The sequence below is a fragment of the Geodermatophilus sp. SYSU D00708 genome, assembly GCF_054050115.1.
Map to the genome: position 1 here is coordinate 14,115 of NZ_JBJGYS010000007.1, position 20,766 is coordinate 34,880.

The window sequence follows — 20,766 nt, forward strand, 5'->3', positions numbered from 1 at the left end:
ACCGATCCCCTCCATCCCGCCCATCCCCCGAGGAGGACCGCATGACCACCACCGAGCACACCGCGCCCGGCGACATCCCCGCCGCCCGCCCCGCAACCGGGGCCAGCCCCACTGCGGCCGGCTCGGGCGCCAACGCCACGGCGTCCTTCCGGACCACCGAGCAGTACCACGCGGGCTCCGCCGCGGTCTCGCCGGAGCGGGTCAGCACCGTCGTCACGGCCGTGCTGCAGGGCGTGCACGCCGCCATCCGCGAGCACGACGTGACCTATCCGGAGTTCCAGGCCGCCAAGGCCTGGATGATCGAGGTCGGCGAGGGCGGCGAGTGGCCGCTGTTCCTCGACGTGTTCGTCGAGCACGTCGTCGAGGAGGTCGCCGCCCGCACCCAGACCGGCACCAAGGGCAGCATCCTCGGCCCCTACTACCTGCCCGGCCAGACACGGCTGCCGGCGCAGGCCACCCTGCCCATGCGGGAGGACGAGGCCGGCACGCCGCTGGTGTTCAGCGGGCAGGTCCGCGACGTCGACGGCACCCCGCTGGCCGGCGCCGAGGTCGACATCTGGCAGGCCGACGACCAGGGCTACTACTCCGGGTTCGCCCCGCACCTGCCCGAGGGCAACCTGCGCGGGGTCGTCGTCACCGACGACGCGGGCCGCTTCGAGATCTGCACCGTCCAGCCCGCGCCCTACCAGATCCCCACCGACGGCCCGACCGGCAAGCTCATCGAGGCCGCCGGCTGGCACCCGTGGCGTCCCGCGCACCTGCACCTGCTGGTCCGCGCCCCCGGGCACCGCACGATCACCACGCAGCTGTACTTCGCCGGCGGCGAGTGGGTCGACAGCGACGTGGCCGAGGCAGTGAAGCCCGAACTGGTCCTCGACCCGCAGGACGCCGGCGACGGCACCCGGGCGGTCACCTACGACTTCGTCCTCGAGCCGCAGTGACGACCCCGCCGGGCCGTGCGACAGCGGCACCGCACGGCCCGGCGGGCTCACCACGCACCTCACGGACGGGAGAACAGCGCCCCCATGGACGACCTGACCATCGAGCGCGTCGAGACGGCGGTCCTCGACGTCCCCCTGCGCCGCCCCCACCGCTTCGCACGGACCGGCATGGACGCCCAGCCGATCCTGCTGGTCACGCTCACCACCAGCGGCGGCGTCCGAGGCGTCGGCGAGGGCGTCGTCCCCGGCGGGCCGTGGTGGGGCGGAGAGTCGGTGGAGACCATGCAGGTGGTCGTCGACCGGTACATCGCGCCACTGCTGCTCGGCCGCCGCGTCGACGAGATCGCCGGCATCCAGCAGGCGATGAACGACGTCGTCAACGCCAACCTCTACGCCAAGGCCGCCGTGGAGGTCGCGCTGCACGACGCGTGGGCGCGCTGCCTCGGCGTCCCGGTGCACACCCTGCTCGGCGGCCTGGCCCGCACCTCGATCCCGGTCACCTGGGCGCTGGGCACCGAGTCCGCCGCCGAGGTGGTCGACGAGGCCCAGGCCAAGCTGGACGCCGGCCTGCACACCAGCTTCAAGCTCAAGATGGGCGCCCAGGAACCCGCCGACGACGTCGCCCGCGTCACCGAGATCGCCGCGAAGCTGGCCGGCCAGGCCAGCGTGCGGGTCGACGTCAACGCCCGCTGGGACCTGGTGACCTCGCTGCGCTGGCTGCCGCGGCTGGCCGAGGCCGGCGTCGACCTGGTCGAGCAGCCGGTGCCCGGCGCCGAGGTCGAGTGGCTGGCCGAGATCAACGCCGCGCTGCCCATCCCGGTGATGGCCGACGAGAGCCTGCGCACCCCGTCGGACGCGCTGCGCCTGGTGCGGCTGCGCGCCGCCGACGTCTTCTCGCTCAAGACCACCAAGTCCGGCGGGCTGCGGTACACCCGACAGATCGCCGACGTCGCCGCCGCGGCCGGCGTCCCCTGCCACGGCGGCACCTCGATCGAGGGCCCGATCGGCACCGCGGCGTCGCTGCACCTGGCCTGCGCGATGCCAGGCGTCACCTGGGGCAGCGAGCTGTTCGGCCCGCTGCTCATGCGCGAGGAGCTGCTCACCGAGCCGCTGCGCTACGCCGACGGCTCCCTGCACCTGCCCGACGGCCCGGGGCTGGGCGTGGAGCTCGACCCCGCCGCCGTCGCCCGCTTCACCCGCGCCTGACCAGCAGAGGAGCTCCAGCATGCTGTTCCACGTCCGCATGGACGTCGCCGTCCCCCGCGACCTCGACCCCGCCGAGCGCACCGACCTGCTCGCCCGCGAGAAGGCCCGCGCGCTGGAGCTGCAGCGGAAGGGCACCTGGGTGCACCTGTGGCGGGTGGTCGGCCAGTACAGCAACATCAGCGTCTTCGACGTCGACAGCTCCGACGAGCTGCACGAGATCCTGTGGAACCTGCCGCTGTTCCCGTTCATGACCATCGCGGTGACCCCGCTGACCGAGCACCCCTCGGCGCTGTCGGCCAACCCGTGACCACGGTCGAGGAGCGGCTGCGGCGGCTCGAGGACGCGGTGCTCCTCCACCGCGACATCGAGGCGATCCGGACCCTCGACGCCACCTACTGCCGGCTGGTCGACACCGGCGACTGGCCCGGGCTGGTCGGGCTGTTCACGCCGGACGGCACCTTCGACGGGCTGGCCGTCGTCACCGGCTCCGCCGACCTGCTCGCCTTCTTCAGCGGGCTCGCCGATGGCGGGATGCGGTTCTGGCACCACGTCGGCAACCACGAGATCGGGGTGGACGGCGACACCGCTACGGTGCGCTCGATGCTGTGGCAGCCCTGCGTGGTCGACGACGTCCCGCACGTCGCCGCGGGCCGCTACTCCGACCGGCTGGTCCGCACCGCCGAGGGATGGCGGTACGCGGTCAAGCAGGTGCGCTTCGACTACTGGGGACCACTGCGCGACGGCTGGGACCAGCACCGCTTCGGTTTCGCCCCCGCCCGCGGTGCCGCCACCGGAGGAGGAACCGCATGACCGCACGCCTGTCCGCCGTCGTCGACGGCCCGGACGACGCCCCCGTCCTGGTGTTCGGCCCGTCGCTGGGCACCGACACCGGGCTGTTCGACGCCCAGGCCGCCGAGTTCGCCGGCCGGTTCCGCGTGGTGCGGTACGACCTGCGCGGGCACGGCGGCTCGGAGGTGGTCCCCGGGCCGTGCACGATGGCCGACCTGGCCGGCGACGTCGTCGCCCTGCTCGACCGGCTCGGCGTGCAGCGGTTCTCCTACGCCGGGGTCTCGATCGGCGGGGCCATCGGCCAGCAGCTGGCCCTCACCGTGCCCGACCGGCTGGACAAGATGGCGGTCCTCGCCTCGGCAGCGCAGTTCGCCGACCCGCCGTCGTGGGCGGTGCGCGCGCAGCAGGTGCGCGAGCACGGCACGGAGGTGCTCGTCGGCTCCCGCACCGGCACCTGGTTCACGGCGGCCTGGGCGGAGCAGCACCCGGACGAGGCCCTGCGGCTGCTGAAGATGCTGCGCGACACCCCGCGCGAGGGCTACGCCGCCTGCTGCGAGGCGATCGGCGCGTTCGACGTCCGCAGCCGGCTGGGCGAGATCACGACGCCGACGATCGTGCTGGCCGGCGCCGAGGACCCGGCCACCCCGCCGGAGATGGTGCAGGTCGTCGCCGACGGCATCGGCGCCGAGTTCGTCGTCGTCCCCGGGGCGGCACACCTGCCCAACGCCACCGACCCGGAGACGGTCAACGCGGCGCTGGCCCGCCACCTGGGCTGAGCCCTCCGCGGCGAGATCTGCACAGTGGTCGCCGTCGGGCGCCCCATGGGCGCCACTGTGCAGGTCTCGCGCCCCGGTCAGCGGGAGTAGTACTCGACGACGAGTTGCTCCTCGCAGACCACCGGGACCTCCTCGCGGGCCGGCGTCCGCTCGACCCGGGCGACCAGGTCGGCCAGCCCGACCGAGAGGTAGGCCGGGGCGTCGGCGTGCGCGCCGGAGGCGGCGACGACGAACGGCTCCTTGGTGCGCGACGTGGCGGCGATCTGCACGAAGTCACCCGGCTTGAGCCGGTAGGAGGGCCGGTCCACCCGCTTGCCGTTGACCAGCACGTGCCGGTGGGTGACGAACTGGCGGGCCTGGTAGATCGTGCGGGCGAAGCCGGCGCGCAGGACGGTGGCGTCCAGCCGCGACTCGAGGTCCTGGATCAGCGCCTCACCGGTCTTGCCGCCGGCGCGCTTGGCCCGGTCGAAGGCCGCCCGCAGTTGGGTCTCGCTGATGTCGTACTGCGCCCGCAGCCGCTGCTTCTCGAGCAGCCGGGTCTTGTAGTCGCTGCTGCTCTTGCGCTTGCGGCCGTGCTCGCCCGGCGGGTACGGACGGCGCTCGAAGTAGGCCACCGCCTTCGGCGTCAGCGGGATGCCCAGCGCGCGGCTGAGCCGGATCTTGGGGCGCGGGGTGTTCACGGGACCTCCTGGTTTGGTTAGGCTCACCTTACTCCTCTGGAGCTTCCCGTCGTCGACCCCGAGGGACGCCATGACCGCCGGCCACCCGATCCCGCCGCACACCGACCGGGCCGCCGTGCCCGCCGCCGCCGAGCGCGCCCGCACCGTCGCCACCCGGCCCGCCGCCTCGATCGCGGCCCTCGGGCTCGGCACCAGCCGGCTGCTGGCCGCGACCACCACCGCCGACGGCGAGGTGCTCGTGGTGGTGCCGCGCGCCGGCGGCCTGGCCGAGGCGGTGGCCTGTGCGCCCGAGGGCGACCTGCCCGCGCGGGTGACGGTGAGCGCGCGCTCGCCCCTGCCGCTGCGCAACCCGCTGCGGGCCCGGCTCGAGCTGGCCGGGTGGCTCACCCCGGTGCCGGCCCGCGAGGAGCCCGACCTGGTGCTCGCCTTCGCCGAGGCCTGCGCGGCCGACGTCCTGCTCGACGTCGGGCTCTCGGCCACGCTGCTGCGCCTGGACCTCGCGGAGGTCCTCCTGCACGAGGGCGGCGGCTGCAGCGAGATCACGCCCGAGGACTACGCGGCGGCCCGGCCCGATCCGCTCGGCGCCGCCGAGGACGACCTGATGGCCGACTGCGCCGGCCCGCTCGCGGAGCTGTGCGTCCGGGTCCGGGCGTGGACCGGGGACGACGCGGTGCACCTGCTCGGCGTCGACCGGTTCGGCGTCCTGTTCCGCGTCGAGCACCGGCGCGGCTGCTACGACCTGCGGACGCCGTTCCCGGCGCCGCTGACCGGCCCCGGCGAGTTCGCGTCGGCGGTCACGACACTGCTGGCCTGCGCGCGGGACTGACCGCCGCGCCGAGGGCCCGGGTCAGGTGCCGTAGGCCGCCAGGAACGCCTCGACGCCGGCCCGGGCCCGCCGGTCGAGCTCGGCGCCCTCCGGCACCGCACCCTCCCCCTCGAACATGACGCGGTCGAGGGTCGCGCCGACCACGAGGAAGGCGAAGTGCTCGGCCGCGAGCCGCCCGTCGGGGACGCGCAGGAGCCCACGCCGGTCCAGGTCGGCGAACGCCCGGGCCAGCGCGCCGATCACGCGGCCGGGCGCACGCGCGTGGTACTCCCGCGCCAGCTCGGGGAATCGTCGGGACTCCGCGCTGGCCAGCCGGCGCAGCCGGACGACCTGGGGGCGGGTCACCGAGGTCAGGTGGCGGGCGGCCAGGTCGCGCAGGGCCGCGCGCACGTCGGCCACCTCGTCGAGGGAGGCGACCAGCGCGTCGGCGAACTGCTCGGCGGTCGCGGTGACCCCGAGGACGATCTCGGTGAAGAGCCGCTCCTTGTCGACGAAGTGGTTGTAGACGGTCTTCTTCGCCACCCCCGCCCGCTCGGCGACGTCGTCGATGCTCGTGTCGACGAACCCCCGCTCGAGGAAGAGCGCGGTGGCCGCCTCCAGGACGGCGGCCCGGCTGCGCACCACGCGCGGGTCGGGCGCTGGGCGGCCTCCGCCAGGCGCCGATGCCTCGTCCCGAGCGCTCATCCCCGGCACCTCCGATGAGTTCTGCCCGGCCGCGGCGTCTCTTGCACTGACCAGTGTAAGAACTCCGGAGAGGCAGACCGATGACCACCAGCGCAGCCCCGCACCCCGCCGTCCCCGTGTCCGCCCCGCGGGGCTGCGACCGGACCGCGGCGGTGACCCGCTCCCTGCTCGGTTACGGGCCGCTGGCCGGCGCCGTCTACCTCACCTCCGGCCTGCTGCAGGCGCTGACCCGGGACGGGTTCGACATCACCCGCCACTCGCTGAGCCTGCTGGCCAACGGCCCGCTGGGCTGGATCCACGTCACCACCCTCGCCGTCTCCGGGCTGATGACCGTCGCCGCCGCCCTCGGCGTGCACCGCGCCCTGGGCGGGGGGCGCCTCGGTTCCTGGGGCGCCGGGCTGCTCGCCGGCTACGGGCTGTCGCTGGTGGCGGCCGCGGTCTTCGTCGCCGACCCGATGGACGGCTTCCCCGTCGGCACGCCCGCCGGAGCCCCGGTCGAGGTCACCGCCTCCGGGCTGCTGCACCTGGCCGCCGGCGGCATCGGCTTCGTCTGCCTGGTCGCCGCGGCCTCGGTCATGGCCCGGCGGTTCGCCGGCGAGGGACGGCGCGGCTGGGCCCGCGCGTCCCTGACCAGCGCCGTCGTGGTGCTGGCCGGCTTCCTGGGCGTCGCCTCCGGTGCCACGTCGTCGTGGGCGGTGCTCCTCCTCTGGGTTGGGGTCGTCGTCGGCTGGGGCTGGGTCGCGGCGGTGTCGGTGCACCTCTACCGGCGGACGCCGCACCCGACCCGCGCCCGCGGCTGACCCGCCCGGAGCCCGTCGAAGTCCGCGGGGCGGCGGTTCCCCGGCCGGGTGGCCGCCGTCCCGCGGATCTCGGCGCGTGCGTCAGACCGCGGGGCGGAGCTCCCCGGCGAGGGCGGCCAGCGCCTTCTCGAAGCACTCCTGCGGCGGCTGCACCAGGCCGGCGCCGACCTGGCCGGTGCCGGCCACCCGACCGGCCATGCCGGTGTTGATCTGCGGCAGCCAGCCGGTCCGGGCCACCGCGAGGACGTCGATGCCGGTCGGCGACCCGCGGAAGCCGAGGATCGGCACCTGCATCGCCGGGTTCTCCGCGAGGGTCAGGGAGTACATCCGCTCGGTGGTGGCCAGCGCGTCGGGCACGGTGCCGCCGACGAACCGGACGATCGCCGGGGCCGCGGCCATCGTGAACCCGCCGACGCCGTAGGTCTCCATGATCGCGGAGTCGCCGATGTCGGGGTTGGCGTCCTCGGGGCCGTAGTCGCCGAGGAACAGGCCGACCGGCGTCTGCGCCGGACCGGTGAACCAGCGGTCGCCGGTGCCGGCGGTCTGGATGCCGAACTCGGTGCCGTTGCGCGCCATCACCGTGACCATCGTCGAGCCCGGGACGTCCCGCGCCGCGTCCATGGCCAGCTTCGCCGTCGGCATGCCGAGGTTGAGGAAGAAGTGCTCGTTGCCGCCGATGAACCGCAGCACCGCCGCGACGTCGGACGCCGGGGCGTCGACCTCGACGATCGCCGGGGAGAGCTCGCGGAGGGTCATCAGCGAGCCGGCGCGGTTGCGGTTGTGCCCCTCGTCGCCCATCTGCAGCATCTGCGCGAGGACGGCCTTGACGTCCAGCGGCTCGGCCATGGAGCGGACCGCCGTCTGCAGCACCGGCCCGAGGACGTCGCGCATCCACCGCAGCCGGGTGAGCACCTCGTCGTTGTAGGCGCCCATCCGCAGGACCTTGCCCAGGCCCTCGTTGAGGTTGCAGAACGCCTGACCGCCGTGCACCGGGTCCGACAGGCACCACATCCACATCGACGGGCTGGTGACGCCGGCCATCGGGCCGACCGCCCGGTGGTGGTGGCAGGGGTCGAGGGCGATCTCGCCCGCGGCGAGGACCCGCTCGGCCTCCTCGACCGAGTCGGCCCAGCCCTCGAACAGGCAGGCGCCGATCAGCGCGCCGCGCAGCGGGCCGCTGGCGTCGGCCCAGGCGATCGGCGGACCGGCGTGCAGCAGCGTGCGGTCGGGCAGACCGAGCACGTCGCGGGCCGGCCGGACGTCGACCAGCCGCGACCCGGCGGCCATCACCCGCTCGACCGCGGTGCGGTTGGCCGCGGCGCGGCGCGGGTCGAGCGCCAGCACCGCGAGCTGGGCGGGGTCGCCGAAGCCCGGCGGGCGCCAGTCGACGTCGTGCACCTCGGCGCCCTGGGCGCGCAGCGCGTCGGAGAAGACGTCGACCCCGGCGGCGACGATGGTCGGCGGGGCGGACAGCAGGTTCCCGAGGCTCATCGCACGGCTCCCAGCAGGTCGAGGGCGTACCGCGTGGCCGCGGCGTTGGACGCGAAGACGGCGGCACCGGCGGCGGCGAGGGCGTCGGCCTGGCGGCTCCACCCCTGCGGATCGCCCTCGGTGCCGACCAGGGCGACCACCACGGGCAGCGTCCGTGTCGCGCGGGCGGCCCGCAGCGCCGGGGCGAGGGTGGCGGCGGGGTCGGCGTCGGCGCCGTACCCGAGGACGACGTCGAGCAGCAGCACCGCCGGCTCCCCCTCGGCGGCCAGCGCGGCGATCGCCTCGAGTCGCAGCGTCGGGTCGATCATCGGGTGCGCCCGCCCGACGGTGAGCGCGTCGTCGCCGAAGTCGACGACCACGTGCCCGCGGGCGGACAGGTCCGTCCCGAGGTCCAGGTCCGGCCGCAGCGGGGTGTTGGACCGGATGTCACCGAGCACCGGCGCGGCGACGAGCATCGCCTCGTCGGCGAGGGTGCCCCCGGAGTACAGGCCCTTGAGCACCGCACCGGGCAGCGGCGTCTCCTGCGGTCCGGGGCGCGACGGCCAGTGCGGCACCTCCGCGCCCATGTCGGCGAGCAGCGCCTCCACGGCGGCGGTGAGGTCGGGGGTGTCGGGGGAGAGCGCCGCGGACCGCACCGGGACCGACAGCCGCGCGGCGGCCTCCTCGACCGCGGCGGCCACCGACGGCGCCGGCGGCTTGGAGACAAGCAGCACCCGCTCGGTGGCGGGGTCGGCGTCCAGCGCGGCGAGCGCGTCGAGGGTCGCCAGCCCGCCGACGGCCTCGGACAGGTCGCGGCCGCCGACGCCGAGGACGTGGCTGACGCCGACGCCGGCCATGTCCAGCAGGCTGGACACCTGCTGCGCGCCGGTGCCGGAGGCGGCGACCAGCCCGACCGGACCGCTGCGCACCACGTTGGCGAAGCCGAGGGCGACCCCGGCGACGATCGCCGTCCCGCAGTCGGGCCCCATGACGAGGACGCCGGCGTCGTGCGCGGCGCGCTTGAGCGCGACCTCGTGCTCGACCGGCACCCCGTCGGAGAAGACCAGCACGCTGCGGCCGGCGGCGATCGCGTCGGCGGCCTCCGCGACGGCGTACTGGCCGGGCACGCTCACGATGGCCAGCGCGGAGCCCTCCGTCGGCAGGGCGTCGAGGCCGCCGCCGATGGTGCGCGCCGGGACGGCCTCGGCGGTGCCGCCGGCGCGCTCGCGGGCGGCCAGCGCGGCGTCGACCGCGGCCACCGCACCGGCCAGGACCTCGTCGTCCGCGGCCGAGACCGCGATGAGCAGCTGGTCGGGGGAGGCCTCCCCGTCGGGGGCCAGGCCCATGTTGGCGGCCAGCTCCAGGTTCAGCGGCGTGGCCATCGCGACGACGACGGCAGAGACACCGTCGAGGGCGCCGATGTCGCGGCTGACCTGCATGAGCTTGACCGAGTCGGCGTAGACGCCGCTGCGGAGGGAGACGTGCCGGACTCCGGTGGCGGAGGGAGGGGCGCTCACCCTCACAATTTATCTCAGCGCTGAGACATCATGGCAATAACGATTTAGCACTGAGGTACTTCCGCGCGCCTCCCGCAGCGTGACAGATTGACCCGTCCCCGGTGCCGGCAACGCGCGTCGACCGGCCCGGACCTGGTCTGTGGTGCACGTCGAGGAGGCACTCATGGCGTTCGGTTGGAAGCTCTACGGGGACGGCAAGACCCCGCCGTTGGGCGAGGCCGTCGCGCCCGATGAGCGCTTGTCGTGGCCGCGCACCATCGGCATCGGCGCCCAGCACGTGGTCGCCATGTTCGGCGCCACCTTCGTCTTCCCGATCGTCATGGGGCTCGACCCCAACCTGGCGATCATGATGAGCGGGATCGCGACGATCATCTTCCTGCTCATCGTCAACGGGAAGGTGCCGAGCTACCTGGGCACCAGCGCCTCGTTCGTGGGCGGCGTGGTCGCCGTCCGGGCGCAGGGCGGCGACTCCTCCGACGTCGTCGGCGCGATCCTGGTCTCCGGGGTCGTCCTCGCGATCGTCGGCGTGATCATCCACTTCATGGGGGCGCGCGTGGTCAACGCCGTGCTCCCGCCGGCCGTGACCGGCGCGGTCGTCATGCTGATCGGGTTCAACCTCGCGCCCGTCGTCGCGGGGGTGTACTGGCCGCAGGACCAGTGGGTCGGCCTGGCCACGATGGTCTTCGTCATCGTCGCGTCGCTGCTGCTGCGCGGCTTCTGGGCCCGCATCTCGATCCTGCTGGGCCTCGTCTTCGGCTACCTGCTGTCGGTCCTGCTCGACGTCACCGCCGGGCCGATCACCGCTCCGGACGGGACCGGCACCGTCTCCACCCGCGAGCGGATCAACTTCGACGCCGTGGGCCAGGCCGACTGGTTCGGTCTGCCGGACATCACCACGCCCAGCTTCTCGTTCAACTTCTCGCTGCTGGTGCTGCCCGCCGTCATCGCGCTCATCGCCGAGAACGCCGGCCACGTCAAGGCGGTCGCCGCCATGACCAAGCGCGACCTCGACCCGGTCATGGGCCGCGCGATCGCCGCGGACGGCATCGCCACCGTCGTCGCGACCTCGGTCGGCGGCTCCCCCACCACGACGTACGCCGAGAACATCGGCGTCATGGCCGCGACGCGGGTCTACTCGACCGCGGCCTACTACGTGGCGGCGGTCGTGGCGATCCTGCTGGGCCTGTGCCCGAAGTTCGGCGCACTGATCAACATCGTGCCCGGCGGGGTGCTCGGCGGGATCACCGTCGTCCTCTACGGGATGATCGGCCTGCTCGGCGCGAAGATCTGGAAGGAGAACCGCGTCGACTTCGCCAACCCGATCAACCTGGTGCCCCTCGCCGCGGGGATCATCATCGCCATCGGCAACGTGACGCTGCAGATCACCGACACCTTCTCGCTGTCGGGCATCGCCTTCGGTGCGATCGTCGCCGTCGTCTTCTGGCACGTGGCCCGGGTGCTGGCCCCGGCCGAGATGAAGGAAGCGCTCGCCCGGGAGGGCGTCCACCCGGCCGCGGGCTCGTCGTTCGGGCACGTCCACGGCGAGGAGGTCAGCTCCGACCCGTCGTCGGTCGACGAGGTCGGCCGGCCCGGCGTCCCGAGCGCCCGGACGCCGGGGAAGGGCACGCGCACGTCGTGATCCCCGCGGGACCGCCGTCGGTCCCGCGCTGTTGGGAAGGGGGCCCCGTCACCTCGGTGACGGGGCCCTTTCCGCTGTTCAGGGCCCAGCGGAGGCGGCCGGCGGACGGCCGTCGTCCGGACACGAATATTTAGCACTGAGGTACTTCCGCCGCTCCGGGCCCCGTGACAGGCTGACACCTCGCCGGTGCGGGCGACGCTCGTCGGCCCAGCACCCCCGGCCGGCCGTCAGGGCCCCCGGGAGTCGGCGATGAGCGCGGCAAGGAGGCACTCGTGGCGTTGCGTCGGAAGCTCCGCCGGGCCGGCACCCGGCCGGGAAGCCGGGGAGCCGTCGGCCGGTGAAACCCGCCCCGTTCCGCTACGCCGACCCCCGCTCGCTGGACGAGGCCCTCGCGGTCCTCGCCGCGGAGGAGGGTGCGAAGGTCCTGGCCGGTGGCCAGTCGCTGCTGCCGCTGCTGTCCATGCGGCTCGCCGCGCCGGCCGCGCTGGTCGACATCAACCGGGTGCCCGGCCTGGACACCGTCGAGGCGAGCGGGGACGGCGTCCGGGTGGGCGCCCTCGTGCGCCACGCGTCCCTGCTCTCCCACACCGCGGCCGCGCGCGTGCAGCCGCTGCTGGCCCGGGCGACAGCGAACGTGGCGCACCCCGCGATCCGCAATCGCGGGACCACCGTCGGGTCGATCGCGCACGCCGACCCCTCCGGCGAGATGACCTCCGTCCTCGCCCTGACCGGCGGCTCGGTCACCGTCGCCACGCCGTCGGGCACCCGTGACGTGGCCTGGCCGGACCTGTTCGTCGGCCCGCTGGAGACCTCGCTGTCCGGCCCGGCGATCGTCACCTCCGCGTTCTTCCCGGCCCTGCCCGAGCGCGCGGGCACCGCGTTCGCCGAGGTCGCCCGCCGCAAGGGCGACTACGCCGTCTGCGGCGCCGGCGTGGTGGTCGAGCTCGACCCGTCCCGCCGGGTGACCGCCGCGCGGGCCGCCTACATCTCCGTCGGGCTGGTGCCGGAGGTGCACGACCTCACCGAGGCCGTCGCCGGCGCGCCGGTCGAGAAGGCCGACTGGGCCGCCGCCGGCGCGCTTGCCCGCACCCTGGTCGACCCCGACGGCGACCTGCACGCCAGCGCGGACTACCGCCGCCTGCTGGTCGGCGTGCTGACCGAACGCACGCTCGCAGAGGCCGCCACGGAAGCAGCCGAGAGGACCGCCGCATGACCGTCTCCGTCGACGCCGAGCGCACGATCACCGTGACCGTGAACGGTGTTCCACGTGAAGCCACCGTGCCGGTGCGACGGCTGCTGTCGGACGCGCTGCGTCACGACCTGGGCCTGACCGGCACGCACGTCGGCTGCGAGCACGGCGTCTGCGGCGCCTGCACCGTGCTCGTGGACGGCGCGCCGGTGCGGTCCTGCCTGGTGCTCGCCGTCCAGGTGGACGGGGCGTCGGTGGAGACCGTCGAGGGCCTGGCCCGCGACGACGGCCGGGGCGGGTCGGTGCTGCACCCGGTCCAGGAGGCCTTCCGCGAGTGCCACGCGCTGCAGTGCGGCTTCTGCACGCCGGGCTTCCTCATGACGATCAAGGCCGGCCTGGAGAACCGCGACGCGGCGGCCGAGCTCACCGAGGAGGAGGTCGACGACCTGGTCGGCGGCAACCTCTGCCGGTGCACGGGCTACGCCAACATCAAGAAGGCCGTGCGCCACGCGGCCGCGGCGATGCGGGACGCCCGATGACCACCAAGCTGTTCGGGGAGCCGGTCCGCCGGCGCGAGGACGCCCGGCTCATCACCGGCCGAGGCCGCTACCTCGACGACATCGGTTCGACCGCGACCCTGGCCGCCGCCTTCGTGCGCAGTCCGCACGCGCACGCCCGCATCGTCGACATCGACGTCGAGGCGGCACTGGACGTCGAGGGCCTGGTGGCGATCTACACCTACGAGGACCTCACCGGCCCGCTCGCCGAGCCGCTGCCCGTGCTGATCCCACACCCGCAGCTGCACGCGCCGCGCACCGGCTTCCCGCTGGCCAACGGCGAGGTCAACCACGTCGGCGAGCCGATCGTCATGGTGGTGGCCACCGACCGGTACCTCGCCGAGGACGCCGCCGAGCGGATCGTCGTCACCTACGAGGAGCTCCCGCCCGTCGTGGGCGTGGACGCCGCCCGCGCCGCCGAGCACGCCGTCCACGAGGAGATCCCGGACAACGTCGCCGCCCGGCACCACCAGGAGACCGGGGACGTCGAGCCGGTGCTGGCCGCCAGCCCGCACACGCTCTCGTTCACCCAGTACATCGAGCGCAGCGCCTGCATGCCGATGGAGGGCAAGGGCGTGCACGCGCGCTGGGACGCCGCCGACCGGAGCCTGCGGGTCTACACCAGCACCCAGGCCTCGACGTCGGTGCGCGCGGCGATCGCGGCGAAGCTGCAGCTGTCGCTGGACAAGGTCGAGGTGATCGCGCCCGACGTCGGCGGCGGCTTCGGCGTGAAGATCGTGCACCCGTGGCCCGAGGAGCTGCTGGTGCCGATGGCCGCGATCGCGCTGCAGGCCGAGGTCAAGTGGACCGAGGACCGCCGCGAGCACTTCATCTCCAGCGCCCACGAGCGGCAGCAGCGGCAGGAGATCACCGTCGGGTACGACGACGACGGGAGGATCACCGCGCTCGACGTCCACATCTGGCACGACAACGGCGCGTACACGCCCTACGGGATCATCGTGCCGATCGTGACCGCGACCCAGCTGGTCGGGCCCTACGTCATCCCGGCCTACCGGGTGATCGTGGAGAGCGTCTTCACCAACACCGTCATCGTGACGCCGTACCGCGGCGCCGGCCGCCCGCAGGGCTGCTACGCGATGGAGCGGACCATGGACCGCATCGCCGACGCCCTCGGCCTGGACCGGGCCGTCGTCCGCGAGCGGAACCTGATCCGGCCCGACCAGTTCCCCTACGACCACCGGCTGACCTTCCAGGACGGCCGGCCGGTCATCTACGACTCCGGCGACTACCCGGGGCTGCTCGACAAGCTGCGCGACCTCGTCGGCTGGGAGCAGGCCGAGGAGCTGCGGGCGGACGCCGAGGCCCGCGGCAAGCTGCTCGGCGTCGGGATGGCGCTGTACGTGGAGGGCACCGGTCCCGGCCCGTACGAAGGCGGGCACGTGCAGGTGCTCGGCAGCGGCAAGGTGCTGGTCTCGACCGGGCTGACCTCGCAGGGGCAGGGCCACGAGACGGTGTTCGCGCAGATCGTCGCCTCCGAGCTCGGGGTGCCGATCGAGGACGTCGAGGTCACCACCGGCGACACCCGCCGGTTCGGGTACGCGGTGGGCACGTTCGCCTCCCGCGCCGCGGTGATGAGCGGCAACGCGATCGCGCTGGCCGCACGCGGGGTGCGGGAGAAGGCGCTGCGGATCGCCGCCGACGTCCTCGAGGTGGACGCCGGCGACCTGGAGATCGACGACGGCGTGGTGCAGGTGAAGGGCACCCCCGGGGCGTCGATCCCGCTGCGGACGGTCGCCGTCCTGTCCAACCCGCTGCGCTACGCGTTCGACGAGGCGGCCAAGCAGGCCACCCAGTTCGCCGGCCCGGGCGACGACAGCAAGCCGCCGGTGGCCGAGGGCGACGCGCCGGGCCTGGAGCACCGCGACTACTACTCGCCGATCCGGTCGACCTTCGCCTCGGGCGCGCACGCCGCGGTCGTGGAGATCGACCCGGCGACGTGGGAGATCGACGTCGTCAAGTACGCGGTCGTGCACGACTGCGGCAACGTGGTCAACCCGATGATCGTCGAGGGCCAGGTGCAGGGCGGCGTCGCGCAGGGCGTGGGCGGCGCGCTGTACGAGCGGATGGCCTACGACGCCGACGGGCAGCTGCAGAACGCGTCGTTCATGGACTTCCTCATGCCCTACGCGTCGGAGGTCCCCGACGTGGTGATCGACCACCAGCAGACCCCGTCGCCGCTGAACCCGCTCGGCATCAAGGGCGCCGGTGAGGCCGGCGTCATCCCCGGGACGGCGGCGATCGCCTCGGCCATCGAGGACGCGACCGGACGCCGGATCGCGGCGATGCCGCTGTCCCCCACCCAGCTGTACGACCTGGTGCGATCCCCCGATTCGGAGCGGACGGCGGCGTCCGCCCGCAGGACAGGAGTGAGTGCGTGAACCTCGACGGCTCTGCGGTGCTGCACGCCGACCCGGAGAAGGTGTGGTCGGTCATCACCGACCCGGCGGTGCTGGCCCGCACGATCCCCGGGTGCGAGTCGCTGGAGCGCACCGGGGACGACGAGTACCGGATGAACGTGTCCGTCGGGGTCGGGGCGATCAAGGGGACCTACGCCGGCGAGGTGCGGCTGACCGACCAGCAGCGGCCGAAGTCCTACGTGATGCACGCGTCCGGGGCCGGTGCGCCCGGGAACGCGCGCGCACAGGTGACGATCAACCTGGAGCCGACCGACGCCGGGACGACGACGCTGACCTACTCGGCCGACGCCGTGATCGGCGGCCCGGTCGCGGGCGTGGGCCAACGGATGATCACCGGCGTCGCCAAGCGGATGGCCGGGCAGTTCTTCAGGGCGATCGACGACGAGCTGACCGGGGTCGCTGCGCCCGCTGTCGAGGCTCCTGCGGTCGCCGAGGCGCCTGCCGCCGCTGAGGTCACCCCTGCTGCCGCGGCACCCACGGTGTTCGCCGGCCGGGCCGCGGCCGCGCCGGCCGCGCCGTCCGACGTCCGAACCCTGGTGACCGGCGCGGTCGGCGGCGCCGGGCTCACCCTGCTCGGCGTCCTCGTCGGCTGGCTCCTGGGCCGCCGCCGGGGCTGACCCATCCCGGGCGGGCGCTGTGTGCACTCAGCGTGGTCCCGGACGACGCCGGACCGCGCTGAGTGCACGAACCGGGAGGGCGGCCTGCCGGACGGCGGTCAGGCGGCGCGGGCCCCGGCACGGGCCTCTGCGCGGACCTGCACGGCGGCGAGCAGCTCCCACCGGATCGCGGAGCTGCCCGGGCGGATGACCCACCAGTAGTGGTCGAAGCGCCGACGGGTGGCCGGGTCGGTCGCCACCACGCGGGTCTCCGAGCTCAGCACCGTGCCGCCGCGGGACGGCGCCAGGCGGAAGTCCATCGCCGCCTTCACCCAGCCCGGCTCCGCGAACCGACGCACGCCGTCGGCGTCGAGCGCCGGTGGCCGGTCACCGCCGGACAGCCGCCACGCCTGGAGCACGCCGCCGAACACGGCCGACTCCGGGGGCTGCGAGCACAGCAGCGGCACCGGCACGGCGTCGAGGAACGGCCGGTCGCGCAGGTGTCCCAGCCCGCGACCGGCGAGCACGACCGGCAGGAAACGGGCGGCGCTGAGCACCGCCGTCACGGGCAGCCGGGACATCCGCACCCGGTGCAGCTCGTCCCATACCGCCGCCGGTGGGGCGTCGATCCACTGCGCCTGGCGGGTGACGTGGTCGGCTGCCGGCACGACGTCCTCGAGGTCCACACGGCTCCCGTACCCGGCCGGCGAGCGCCGTGTGCACCCAGCGTGGTCTCGGACTGCGCGAGACCACGCTGAGTGCACAGGACGTCAGCTGGCCCGGCGGTCGGTGAGGGTCGGGTAGTCGGTGTAGCCCTCGGCGCCGGACGCGTAGAACAGGTGCGCCCGGATCTCGTTCTCCGGGTGCTCGCCGGCCCACCGCTCCACCAGGTCGGGGTTGGCGATGACCGGGCGGCCCACGGCGACGGCATCGGCGTGCGCGGCCTCGATGAGCGCCACCGCCTCCTCGCGCGTGGTGACCGTGCCGAACCCGCTGTTGGCGATCAGCGGGCCGCCGAAGCGCCGGCGCAGCTCCTGCACCAGGTCGCCGGCCGGCTCGCGGTGCAGCACCGACAGGTAGGCGAGACCCAGCGGGGCGAGCTGGTCGAGCAGCGCGCCATAGGTGGCGAGGACGTCGTCCCGGTCGGTCTCCAGGGCGTCCTGGATGCCGTGCTCGGGCGAGATCCGCAGGCCGACGCGGCCGGCGCCGATCGCCGCGGCCACCGCCGTCACCACTTGGACGACGAAGCGCGCCCGGTTCTCCGGGGAGCCGCCGTACTCGTCGGTCCGCAGGTTGGACGTCGGGGAGAGGAACTCGTGCAGCAGGTAGCCGTTGGCGCCGTGGATCTCCACGCCGTCCAGGCCGGCCTCGATCGCGCGGCGGGCGGCGGTGACGAAGTCCTGCACGGTCGCCCGGGCCTCGGCGACGGTCAGCGCGTGCGGCACCGGGTACGGCTGCTTGCCCTTCTCCGTGTGCCCCTCGCCGTTGATGGCGACGGCGCTGGGCGCGACCACGCGGCGGCCGCCGTTGACGTCGGGGTGGGTGACCCGGCCGCCGTGCATCACCTGCATCACGATCGTGCCGCCGCGGGCGTGCACCGCCTCGGCGACGCGGCGCCAGCCCTCGACCTGCTCGTCGGTGACGATGCCGGGCTGGCCGACGAACGCCTGCGACTCGTGGTTCGGGTAGGTGCCCTCGGTGATGATCAGGCCGACGCCGGCGCGCTGCCGGTAGTGCTCGACGACGAGGTCGCCCGGGACGCCGGACGCGCCGGAGCGCATGCGGGTGAGCGGGGCCATCACGACGCGGTTGGCGAGCTCGAGGTCGCCCAGGGTCACAGGGGAGAACAGGTCCACGAGGAGTTCGACGCCCGGACCGGAGCCGCCATTCCGGGCCGCGACCGTCACGGTGCTCACAGTGACGCGCGTCCCGCCGCAACGGCCATGTCGCAACTGAAGATCGGCGGCCGTCGAGTGGCGCGATGTACGTCGCGTTCGTACGGTGACCGTGTCCGGCCCTCGACGTCTCCCGAGCCCGGGGAGCCCGCGCCGGACGCCGCCGAGTCGCACCCACCGTGGTGGGCGCGAGCCGGGGACCCACCCGCACCACCCGGGGTGAGTCCCGCTCCCGGGTGCACCGGGAGCGGGTAGGGCACTCCCAGCCCGAACCCGTCAGCTGACCCGGTAGGCGGCCCGGGGAGAAACGGAGAACCACCGCGCCCTGGGGCCCGGAGCCCCCGCGCGCCCACAGGTCCGGGACCGTCGCGCTCCCGCCTGTCCATCCCAGGACCAGCCGCACGGCACGCACCGTCGGCCGACGGCTCCTCGCCGGGCGCCCGTGTCCGGCCGGTGCCGCGCGCCCAGCTGACGACACGCCGACGGCCCCGGCCGGTCCCGCACCATCGCCCCGGCGCCGTCGGTGCCGGGCGACCGCACAGCACGAGGAACACACATGCACAACCAGCACAACCAGCGCCCCCGCTCCCTGCACCGGCTCGCCGCCGCAGCCGGTCTGAGCCTGGCCCTCGCCCTCGCCCCCACCGGGGGTTCGGTCGCCCGGGCGGAGGGGGACCACTCCCTGGCCTCGATCGGGGCCTCGCAGAAGCAGGCCTACAAGAACCACGCCCTGGGCCAGGTCGGGGGCAACCGGACCCAGTTCGGCTGCCTCGACCAGCTGTGGGAGCGGGAGAGCGGGTGGAACCCCAACGCGCAGAACCCGACGAGCACCGCCTACGGCATCCCGCAGTTCCTCGACTCGACCTGGGCCATGACCGGCATCCGCAAGACCTCTGACCCCTACCGGCAGATCAAGGCGGGGCTGATCTACATCGGGAAGCGGTACGGCAGCCCCTGCGGGGCGTGGAGCCACCACCGGGCCCGCGGGTGGTACTGAGCCCGGGAACGCCGAGGGCCCTCTGCGCGCGCAGAGGGCCCTCGGGCCGGTCTCAGGCGGTGGCCATCGCCTCGGCGGTCAGCTCGACCGAGCGCAGCCGGCCCTCCGTGCCGGGGAACTGGTGCGCCACGATCAGCTCGTCGGCGTCGGCGTGCTTCGCGAAGCCCTGGAGGTACTCACGCACCTCGTCCGGGGTCCCGACGGCGGTGTGGGTGAGCATCGTGTCGACGTGCAGGCCCGCGCCGCCGTCGAGCAGCAGCTGCGTCTCGTCGTCCGACAGCGAGCGACCGCGGCCGAACAGCCCGACGGCCAGCGTCCGGCGGACGGCGGCGTAGGCCTCCTCGGCCGCCGCGCGGGTGTCGGCCGCGACGACGTTCACGCCGGCGACCACGTACGGCTCGGCGAGCTGCTCGGACGGCTTGAACTCGCGCCGGTAGGCCTCGACCGCGGGCTGGAGCATCGCCGGGGCGAAGTGTGACGCGAACGCGTAGGGCAGGCCGAGCGCGGCGGCCAGCGTCGCCCCGAACATCGACGAGCCCAGGACGTAGAGCGGCACGCGCGAGCCCTTGCCGGGGATCGCGTCGACCCCGGGCACCCGCGACTCGCCGGCCAGGTAGGCCTGCAGCTCGAGGACGTCCTGCGGGAAGCGGTCGGCCGAGCGCGGGTCCCGGCGCAGGGCGTACATCGTGTTCTGGTCCGAGCCCGGAGCCCGACCCAGGCCCAGGTCGATCCGGCCCGGGTACATCGCGTCGAGGGTGCCGAACTGCTCGGCGATGGTCAGCGGCGCGTGGTTGGGCAGCATGACGCCGCCGGCGCCGAGCCGGATGGACGACGTCTGCGCGCCGACGTGCGCGATCAGCACGCTCGTGGCCGACGACGCGATGTGCGGCATGTTGTGGTGCTCGGCGTACCAGACCCGGCGGTAGCCGGTCTGCTCCGCCCGCTGCGCGAGCGCGACGCTCGCGGCGATGCTGTCGGCTGCGGTCGACCCCTTGGCGATCGGCGCCAGGTCGAGGATGGACAGCGGGATGCTCATGACGGTGCCTCTTCCGTGGTGTTGTCACGAGCAACGGGTGGGGGACCGCCGTCCTTCCCGGGTGTGTCACTCCTCGTACTCGGGCCCCACCGAGCCGGTCTCCACCTCACCGGCCCGCTGGTAGGTGGCGATCAGCACGCCCGAGCCGGTCACCTTCGACGCGGTCAGCCGCCAGGTGCGCGGGATCGCCCCCTCACCGAACAGCCGCTTGCCCTGCCCGAGGGTCACCGGGAAGACGACCAGCCGCAGCTCGTCGACCAGGTCCTCGTGCAGCAGCGTCTGCACCAGCCCGGCCGAGCCGTGCACCTGCAGCTCCCCGCCGTCCTCGGCCTTGAGCGCCCGGACGGCGTCGGGCACGGGACCCTCCAGCAGCCGCGCGGTCTCCCACTCCACCTCGGTGAGGGTCCGCGAGGCGACGTACTTGGTCTTGTCGTTGAGGCCCGTGGAGACCGCGCTGCTCTCGTCCCGCATCTTCGGCCAGGACGCGTAGAAGATGTCGTAGGTCCGCCGGCCGAGCAGGAAGTCCTGCGCGGGGACGAACCACTCCTCCATCTGCGCGCCGAGGTCCTCGTCGAAGTGCGGCACCAGCCAGCCCTCGTAGGAGAACCCGCCCTCCGGGTCCTCGCCCGGCCCGCCGGGGGCCTGCATGACGCCGTCCAGGGTGACGAACGTGGTGACGACGAGCGGTCGCATCGGGGTCCTCCTCGGGTGCGGCCCGGCCTCGGGTGAC

21 protein-coding genes and 1 riboswitch are annotated in these 20,766 nt (G+C 74.3%); of the genes, 13 read left to right on the forward strand and 8 right to left on the reverse strand.

Annotated features, from left to right (window positions below):
* Positions 1 to 41: 41 nt before the first annotated feature.
* The 5 genes from catA (at position 42) to pcaD (ending at position 3,712) form a co-directional block, all read left to right on the forward strand.
* The gene (gene catA / locus ACI79D_RS08090) at positions 42 to 941 is read left to right on the forward strand and encodes a catechol 1,2-dioxygenase (protein ID WP_456917848.1); all 900 of its coding nucleotides are present in this window, start codon (positions 42 to 44) and stop codon (positions 939 to 941) included.
* A gap of 84 nt (positions 942 to 1,025) precedes the next feature.
* A complete protein-coding gene (locus tag ACI79D_RS08095; RefSeq protein WP_456917849.1) occupies positions 1,026 to 2,147 on the forward strand; it encodes a muconate/chloromuconate family cycloisomerase in 1,122 nt (373 codons plus the stop codon).
* Positions 2,148 to 2,166: 19 nt separating this feature from the next.
* Positions 2,167 to 2,454, forward strand: coding sequence for a muconolactone Delta-isomerase (gene catC / locus ACI79D_RS08100; RefSeq protein ID WP_456917851.1), 288 nt, complete (start codon positions 2,167 to 2,169; stop codon positions 2,452 to 2,454).
* Positions 2,451 to 2,957 (forward strand): nuclear transport factor 2 family protein, encoded by a 507-nt coding sequence (locus ACI79D_RS08105; RefSeq protein ID WP_456917852.1) that lies wholly within the window; start codon positions 2,451 to 2,453, stop codon positions 2,955 to 2,957. Before catC ends, ACI79D_RS08105 begins: the two co-directional genes overlap by 4 nt.
* Entirely contained in the window at positions 2,954 to 3,712 is a 759-nt protein-coding gene (gene pcaD, locus ACI79D_RS08110; protein ID WP_456917853.1) for a 3-oxoadipate enol-lactonase, read from the forward strand. The genes ACI79D_RS08105 and pcaD overlap by 4 nt, the downstream gene beginning before the upstream one ends.
* A 77-nt stretch (positions 3,713 to 3,789) precedes the next feature.
* On the opposite strand, the gene rpsD is transcribed toward pcaD, so the two are convergent.
* Positions 3,790 to 4,392: a 30S ribosomal protein S4 gene (gene rpsD / locus ACI79D_RS08115; RefSeq protein ID WP_456917854.1), complete on the reverse strand. Its 603-nt coding sequence runs from the start codon at positions 4,390 to 4,392 to the stop codon at positions 3,790 to 3,792.
* A gap of 70 nt (positions 4,393 to 4,462) precedes the next feature.
* On the opposite strand from rpsD, the gene ACI79D_RS08120 reads away from it, so the two are divergent.
* Entirely contained in the window at positions 4,463 to 5,218 is a 756-nt protein-coding gene (locus ACI79D_RS08120; RefSeq protein WP_456917855.1) for a DUF2470 domain-containing protein, read from the forward strand.
* A gap of 21 nt (positions 5,219 to 5,239) precedes the next feature.
* On the opposite strand, the gene ACI79D_RS08125 is transcribed toward ACI79D_RS08120, so the two are convergent.
* Positions 5,240 to 5,902 (reverse strand): TetR/AcrR family transcriptional regulator, encoded by a 663-nt coding sequence (locus ACI79D_RS08125; protein WP_456917856.1) that lies wholly within the window; start codon positions 5,900 to 5,902, stop codon positions 5,240 to 5,242.
* An 80-nt stretch (positions 5,903 to 5,982) separates the two neighbouring features.
* On the opposite strand from ACI79D_RS08125, the gene ACI79D_RS08130 reads away from it, so the two are divergent.
* Positions 5,983 to 6,702 carry a DUF998 domain-containing protein gene (locus tag ACI79D_RS08130; protein WP_456917857.1) on the forward strand — a complete coding sequence of 240 codons (720 nt, stop codon included), beginning with the start codon at positions 5,983 to 5,985 and terminating at the stop codon, positions 6,700 to 6,702.
* Positions 6,703 to 6,783: 81 nt separating this feature from the next.
* On the opposite strand, the gene ACI79D_RS08135 is transcribed toward ACI79D_RS08130, so the two are convergent.
* Both ACI79D_RS08135 and ACI79D_RS08140 read right to left on the reverse strand, forming a co-directional pair.
* Complete coding sequence (locus tag ACI79D_RS08135; protein ID WP_456917858.1) at positions 6,784 to 8,193, reverse strand: DUF1116 domain-containing protein; 1,410 nt, start codon at positions 8,191 to 8,193, stop codon at positions 6,784 to 6,786.
* On the reverse strand, positions 8,190 to 9,689 hold the full coding sequence (locus ACI79D_RS08140) for an FdrA family protein (RefSeq protein ID WP_456917859.1): 1,500 nt from the start codon (positions 9,687 to 9,689) through the stop codon (positions 8,190 to 8,192). Before ACI79D_RS08140 ends, ACI79D_RS08135 begins: the two co-directional genes overlap by 4 nt.
* 163 nt (positions 9,690 to 9,852) lie before the next feature.
* Between ACI79D_RS08140 and ACI79D_RS08145 the strand changes: the two genes are divergently transcribed.
* From ACI79D_RS08145 to ACI79D_RS08165, 5 genes are all read left to right on the forward strand, one after another.
* Positions 9,853 to 11,328, forward strand: a complete 1,476-nt coding sequence (locus tag ACI79D_RS08145; RefSeq protein ID WP_456917860.1) for a uracil-xanthine permease family protein — start codon at positions 9,853 to 9,855, stop codon at positions 11,326 to 11,328.
* 337 nt (positions 11,329 to 11,665) lie between these two features.
* On the forward strand, positions 11,666 to 12,541 hold the full coding sequence (locus ACI79D_RS08150; RefSeq protein WP_456917861.1) for an FAD binding domain-containing protein: 876 nt from the start codon (positions 11,666 to 11,668) through the stop codon (positions 12,539 to 12,541).
* Positions 12,538 to 13,056 (forward strand): (2Fe-2S)-binding protein, encoded by a 519-nt coding sequence (locus tag ACI79D_RS08155; protein WP_456917862.1) that lies wholly within the window; start codon positions 12,538 to 12,540, stop codon positions 13,054 to 13,056. Before ACI79D_RS08150 ends, ACI79D_RS08155 begins: the two co-directional genes overlap by 4 nt.
* Positions 13,053 to 15,473, forward strand: a complete 2,421-nt coding sequence (gene cutA / locus ACI79D_RS08160; RefSeq protein WP_456917863.1) for an aerobic carbon-monoxide dehydrogenase large subunit — start codon at positions 13,053 to 13,055, stop codon at positions 15,471 to 15,473. Before ACI79D_RS08155 ends, cutA begins: the two co-directional genes overlap by 4 nt.
* Positions 15,470 to 16,129, forward strand: coding sequence for an SRPBCC family protein (locus tag ACI79D_RS08165; RefSeq protein WP_456917864.1), 660 nt, complete (start codon positions 15,470 to 15,472; stop codon positions 16,127 to 16,129). Before cutA ends, ACI79D_RS08165 begins: the two co-directional genes overlap by 4 nt.
* A 98-nt stretch (positions 16,130 to 16,227) precedes the next feature.
* Here the strand turns inward: ACI79D_RS08165 and ACI79D_RS08170 are convergent, their stop codons facing one another.
* Both ACI79D_RS08170 and ACI79D_RS08175 read right to left on the reverse strand, forming a co-directional pair.
* Complete coding sequence (locus tag ACI79D_RS08170) at positions 16,228 to 16,794, reverse strand: hypothetical protein (RefSeq protein ID WP_456917865.1); 567 nt, start codon at positions 16,792 to 16,794, stop codon at positions 16,228 to 16,230.
* An 84-nt stretch (positions 16,795 to 16,878) separates the two neighbouring features.
* Positions 16,879 to 18,015, reverse strand: coding sequence for an alkene reductase (locus ACI79D_RS08175; protein ID WP_456917866.1), 1,137 nt, complete (start codon positions 18,013 to 18,015; stop codon positions 16,879 to 16,881).
* Positions 18,016 to 18,154: 139 nt separating this feature from the next.
* A riboswitch (cyclic di-AMP (ydaO/yuaA leader) is annotated at positions 18,155 to 18,313 on the forward strand.
* Positions 18,314 to 18,559: 246 nt separating this feature from the next.
* On the opposite strand from ACI79D_RS08175, the gene ACI79D_RS08180 reads away from it, so the two are divergent.
* On the forward strand, positions 18,560 to 19,000 hold the full coding sequence (locus ACI79D_RS08180; protein WP_456917867.1) for an aggregation-promoting factor C-terminal-like domain-containing protein: 441 nt from the start codon (positions 18,560 to 18,562) through the stop codon (positions 18,998 to 19,000).
* A gap of 52 nt (positions 19,001 to 19,052) precedes the next feature.
* On the opposite strand, the gene ACI79D_RS08185 is transcribed toward ACI79D_RS08180, so the two are convergent.
* Both ACI79D_RS08185 and ACI79D_RS08190 read right to left on the reverse strand, forming a co-directional pair.
* Positions 19,053 to 20,036 (reverse strand): LLM class flavin-dependent oxidoreductase, encoded by a 984-nt coding sequence (locus ACI79D_RS08185; protein WP_456917868.1) that lies wholly within the window; start codon positions 20,034 to 20,036, stop codon positions 19,053 to 19,055.
* A gap of 66 nt (positions 20,037 to 20,102) precedes the next feature.
* The gene (locus ACI79D_RS08190; RefSeq protein WP_456917869.1) at positions 20,103 to 20,729 is read right to left on the reverse strand and encodes a dihydrofolate reductase family protein; all 627 of its coding nucleotides are present in this window, start codon (positions 20,727 to 20,729) and stop codon (positions 20,103 to 20,105) included.
* Between the last annotated feature and the right edge of the window lie 37 nt (positions 20,730 to 20,766).